Source organism: Streptomyces milbemycinicus, assembly GCF_002154605.1.
In the GTDB taxonomy this organism is placed as follows: Bacteria; Actinomycetota; Actinomycetes; order Streptomycetales; family Streptomycetaceae; genus Streptomyces; species Streptomyces milbemycinicus.
Window position 1 is genome coordinate 1 of record NZ_MUNE01000445.1, and the last position, 5463, is coordinate 5463.

4 protein-coding genes are annotated in these 5463 nt (G+C 71.8%); all 4 read left to right on the top strand.

Going from position 1 to position 5463, the window contains the following annotated elements:
* Positions 1-35: 35 nt before the first annotated feature.
* Positions 36-1607 (top strand): N5-glutamine methyltransferase family protein, encoded by a 1572-nt coding sequence (locus CCN51_RS32570; protein WP_014178440.1) that lies wholly within the window; start codon positions 36-38, stop codon positions 1605-1607.
* A gap of 154 nt (positions 1608-1761) precedes the next feature.
* Complete coding sequence (locus tag CCN51_RS32575; protein WP_043491050.1) at positions 1762-1959, top strand: hypothetical protein; 198 nt, start codon at positions 1762-1764, stop codon at positions 1957-1959.
* 210 nt (positions 1960-2169) lie between these two features.
* The gene (gene topA, locus CCN51_RS32580; protein WP_086860421.1) at positions 2170-5067 is read left to right on the top strand and encodes a type I DNA topoisomerase; all 2898 of its coding nucleotides are present in this window, start codon (positions 2170-2172) and stop codon (positions 5065-5067) included.
* Positions 5068-5264: 197 nt separating this feature from the next.
* Positions 5265-5463, top strand: a 199-nt coding sequence (locus CCN51_RS58115) for a hypothetical protein (protein WP_143675951.1), incomplete at its 3' end; no start/stop codon positions are given.

Sequence of the window (5463 nt, forward strand, 5' to 3'; positions counted from 1 at the left end):
CGCCCGCTGTCAGTGGTGCCCCCGACAATGGGGGCGTGAGTACGCACCGTCTCCCCAGCCCCGCCGACCCCGAGCGCATCGGCCGCCTGCGCGGCGCGCTGCTGGCCGCCGCCTTCACCGCCGACGGCCTGCTGGACCTGCTCGGCGCGCCCGCCTACGCCGCTCTGGCGCGCAGCGAGACCGTCCCCGCTTTGCGCGCCACGCGGGGCGACAGTCCGCTGGAGACGCTGGTGCGGCTCTTCCTGCTGCAGCGCCCGGTGGCGTACGGGCGGGCGGCCGCCGCCCTGCCCGCCGAGGACTGCCTCGCCGACGGCTGGCTGGTGCGCGACGGCGACGAGGTGCGGGCGACGGTGGACGTGCGCCCGTACGGCGGCCCGCAGGGCGAGGACTGGTGGATCGTCTCCGACCTGGGCTGTGCGGTCGGCGGCGCCGGAGGCATCGGCGGGCCCGGCGGTGCGCCGGGCGGAGTGGACCGCTCCGGGCTCGTCCTCGGGGTCGGCGGGGCGTCCACGACCCTCGCCGGTCTTACGGTCCGCGCTCCGGTGGCCCGGGCCCTCGACCTGGGCACCGGTTCGGGCATCCAGGCGCTGCACGCCTCCCGCCACGCCGCCTCCGTGACCGCCACGGACACCAATCCGCGCGCCCTGCACATCGCGCGGCTGACCCTCGCCCTGTCCGGCGCGGCGGAGCCCGATCTGCGAGAGGGCTCGCTCTTCGAGCCGGTCGCCGACGAGACGTACGACCTGATCGTCTCCAACCCGCCCTTTGTGATCTCGCCGCCTTCCTCCGCGGGGGACCGGCTGGTCTACCGGGACGGAGGGATGTCCGGCGACGACCTGTGCCGCACCCTGGTCCAGCGCTCCGCCGGCCATCTCACCGACGGCGGTTGGTGCCAGCTGCTGGCCAACTGGCAGCACGTGGAGGGGGAGGACTGGCGCGAGCGGATCGCCTCCTGGGTGCCCGGCGGATGCGACGCGTGGATCGTGCAGCGCGAGGTGCAGGACATCACGCAGTACGCCGAGTTGTGGCTGCGGGACGCGGGGGCGCATCTCGCCGGCCCCGCCGAGTACGCCGCGCGGTACGACGCGTGGCTGGAGGAGTTCGAGGCCCGCAAGACCAGGGCCGTCGGGTTCGGTTGGATCACTCTGCGCAAGTCCGGGGCCGACCGCCCCGCCGTGACCGCGGAGGAGTGGCCGCACCCCGTGGAGCAGCCGCTGGGGGACGCGGTCGTGGGCCACTTCGCGCGGCAGGACTTCCTTCGCACGCACGACGACGCGGCGCTGCTGGCCGCCCGCTTCCGGCTGGCCGACGAGGTCGTCCAGGAGCAGGTGGGGCTGCCCGGGGCGGAGGACCCCGAGCATGTGGTGCTCCGTCAGAACCGCGGCATGCGGCGGGCGACGAAGGTGGACACGGTCGGCGCGGGGTTCGCGGGGGTGTGCGACGGCACGCTCAGCGCGGGCCGGATCCTGGACGCGATCGCCCAGTTGCTCGGGGAGGACCCGGTGGTGCTGCGCGACCGTACGCCTGACTCGATCCGCCTTCTGGTCGAGCAGGGGTTCCTGCATCCGGTGGATGAGCCGGTGGACGGACGGGGGAGCGGGGGGTAGTGCGCCGGAGCGCGCGCGCCCCCCGCCAGCCGCCCGGATGGCAAGAAGTTGCCACTCGGGGGCGTGATCATGGCCGGAAGCGCCGGAAGAGTGGGTCGTGCGCTGTTCACTCGCGGTTCGCGCGTACGCCTTCCGTGGGTGCCACGCTCTGCCCATGGAGAGGGGACCCGCGATCTTCGCCGGTACGGCATTTGTCGTGTTCGGCGCCGCGCTGCTGCTGTGGACAGCGGCGCGAACGCGGCTACGTGCGCCGGTCGCGCACGGTGTGAGCCCTGTCGCTTCTGCGGTCCTCTCCGTTCTCTTCGGCATCGCCGCGCTGGGCGGCGGGATCTGGTGCCTGGTTTACGCCTGACAGGGCCCTTGCGTGGCGCCGAGTGCCGGTCCGGGCGGCAGACAGGACGCTTGTCGGGTTACCGTTCGAGTGGCGTTGCGGGCTTTTTCCGTTTGACACGGGGCCGGGAGGTACCGTCACACTCCGCAGCGTCACCGTAGTGGTGTACGTGTACGCGTAACCCGTGAGTAGTGCCCGTTCACCGAGCGTCGACCGGAGAGAAGAGCGAAGTTGTCCCCGACCAGCGAGACCGCACAGGGCGGCCGCCGACTCGTCATCGTCGAGTCGCCTGCCAAGGCGAAGACGATCAAGGGCTATCTCGGCCCGGGCTACGTCGTCGAAGCCAGCGTCGGGCACATCAGGGACCTGCCGAACGGTGCGGCCGAGGTGCCCGACCAGTACACCGGGGAGGTCCGCCGCCTCGGTGTGGATGTCGAACACGACTTCCAGCCCGTCTATGTCGTCAACGCTGACAAGAAAAGCCAGGTCAGGAAGCTCAAGGAACTGCTCGCCGACTCGGACGAGCTCTTCCTGGCCACCGATGAGGACCGCGAGGGCGAGGCCATCGCCTGGCACCTCCAGCAGGTGCTCAAGCCCAAGGTGCCGGTCCGCCGGATGGTCTTCCACGAGATCACCAAGGACGCGATCCGCGCCGCCGTCGCCAATCCGCGCGAGCTGAACCAGCGGCTGGTCGACGCCCAGGAGACCCGCCGTATCCTCGACCGCCTCTACGGCTACGAGGTCTCGCCGGTCCTGTGGAAGAAGGTCATGCGCGGCCTGTCCGCGGGCCGCGTCCAGTCGGTGGCCACCCGCCTGGTCGTCGAGCGCGAGCGCGACCGTATCGCCTTCCGCTCCGCCGAGTACTGGGACCTGACCGGCGTCTTCGCGACCGGCCGGGCCGGTGACACCAGCGACCCCGGCACCTTCGGCGCCCGGCTGACCGCCGTCGACGGCCGTCGTGTCGCCCAGGGCCGCGACTTCACCTCGACCGGGCAGCTCAAGGGCGCCCAGGTCCTGCACCTGGACGAGGCGGGAGCCCGCGGGCTGGCCACGGCCCTCGCGGACACCGCCTTCACGGTGCGTTCCGTCGAGTCCAAGCCGTACCGCCGCTCGCCGTACGCCCCGTTCCGTACCACCACCCTGCAGCAGGAGGCCAGCCGCAAGCTGGGCTTCGGCGCCAAGGCGACCATGCAGGTGGCGCAGAAGCTGTACGAGAACGGCTTCATCACCTATATGCGTACGGACTCCACCACCCTGTCCGAGACGGCGGTGGCGGCGGCCCGGGCGCAGGTCACCCAGCTGTACGGCGCCGACTTCCTGCCGGACAAGCCGCGCACCTACGCGGGCAAGGTCAAGAACGCCCAGGAGGCCCACGAGGCCATCCGCCCCTCGGGCGACCGCTTCCGCACCCCGGCGGAGACCGGCCTCACCGGCGACCAGTTCCGGCTGTACGAGCTGATCTGGAAGCGGACCGTCGCCTCCCAGATGAAGGACGCGGTCGGCAACTCCGTCACCGTCAAGATCGGCGGCCGGGCGAGCGACGGCCGTGACGCCGAGTTCTCCGCCTCCGGTAAGACGATCACCTTCCACGGCTTCATGAAGGCCTATGTGGAGGGCGCGGACGACCCGAACGCCGAGCTCGACGACCGCGAGCGGCGCCTGCCGCAGGTCGCCGAGGGCGACCGGCTGGCCGCCCAGGAGATCACCGCCGACGGCCACGCCACCAAGCCCCCGGCCCGCTACACCGAGGCCTCACTGGTCAAGGAGCTCGAAGAGCGCGAGATCGGCCGCCCCTCGACGTACGCCTCGATCATCGGGACCATCCTGGACCGCGGCTATGTGTTCAAGAAGGGCACTGCACTGGTCCCGTCCTTCCTGAGCTTCGCCGTGGTCAACCTGCTGGAGAAGCACTTCGGCCGGCTGGTCGACTACGACTTCACCGCCAAGATGGAGGACGACCTCGACCGCATCGCGCGCGGCGAGGCCCAGGCCGTGCCGTGGCTCAAGCGCTTCTACTTCGGTGAGAGCGCCACCGAGCCCGGCGCCGAGAGCGGCGCCGCACCGGGGGCCGTGGGCGGCGCGGCCGATGCCGGAAACGGCGACGGCGACCACCTCGGCGGCCTGAAGGACCTGGTCACCGACCTCGGTGCGATCGACGCCCGCGAGATCTCCTCCTTCCCCGTGGGCGACGGCATCGTGCTGCGGGTCGGCCGCTACGGCCCGTATGTCGAGCGGGCGACGGAGGCCGAGGGCGCGACCGGACAGCGCGCCGATGTGCCCGACGACCTGCCGCCGGACGAGCTGACCGTCGAGTACGCGGAGGAACTGCTCGCCAAGCCGAGCGGCGACTTCGAGCTCGGCACCGACCCGGCGACCGGACGCAAGATCGTCGCCAAGGACGGCCGCTACGGTCCGTACGTCACCGAGGTGCTGCCCGAGGACACCCCGAAGACCGGCAAGAACGCGGTCAAGCCGCGCACCGCCTCGCTCTTCAAGTCGATGTCCCCGGACACGGTGACCCTGGAGGACGCGCTGCGGCTCATGTCGCTGCCGCGGGTGGTGGGCACCGATGCCGAGGGCGTCGAGATCACCGCGCAGAACGGCCGCTACGGCCCGTATCTGAAGAAGGGCACCGACTCGCGCTCGCTCGAAAGCGAGGAGCAGCTCTTCACGATCACCCTCGACCAGGCGCTCGCGATCTACGCGCAGCCCAAGCAGCGCGGCCGGGCCGCGGCCAAGCCGCCGCTGAAGGAGCTGGGCACCGACCCGGTCAGCGAGCGGCCCGTCGTCGTCAAGGACGGCCGCTTCGGCCCGTACGTCACCGACGGCGAGACCAACGCGACCCTGCGCCGCGATGACGACGTCGAGACGATCACCCCGGAGCGCGGCTACGAGCTGCTGGCCGAGAAGCGCGCCAAGGGCCCGGCCAAGAAGACCGCCAAGAAGGCGGCGGCCAAGAAGACGACGACGGCCAAGACGACGGCGGCCAAGAAGACGACCACCGCCAAGAAGACCGCCGCCAAGAAGACGACCGCGGCCAAGAAGACGACCGCGGCCAAGAAGACCGCGGCGAAGAAGACGGCGACGGCGGCCAAGGCGGCCCCGAAGCCTGCGGCCAAGGCCGACTGACCCGGGTCGGCCGAGGCCGGCTGGTCCGGGTGGCCGAAGCCGGCTGGACCAGGAGGCCAAGGCCGACTGGACCCGGTGGCCGAGGCCCCACCGGAACCGGTGGCCGAAGGCGGCCGAAACCGGCGGATCACGCGGACGCCCGCCCGTCTGTTCGGGCGGGTGGCCGTCTATTCACGTGATCCGGATAGGCTGGCGGGATGACGCGAGAGCAGCCAACGGACGTGACCACCACATCCGGCGCCCTTGCCGCGGATTCCCGCGAGCGTGCCGTACGAGCCCTGCTGCGCCATCCGCCGCTGCGCCGCCTGTGGAGCGCCCAGCTCGTCGGTGGCACGGCGGACGCGCTGGCCGTACTGGTGCTCGTCCTGCTGTCGCTGCAGGCATCCGTCGCGACGG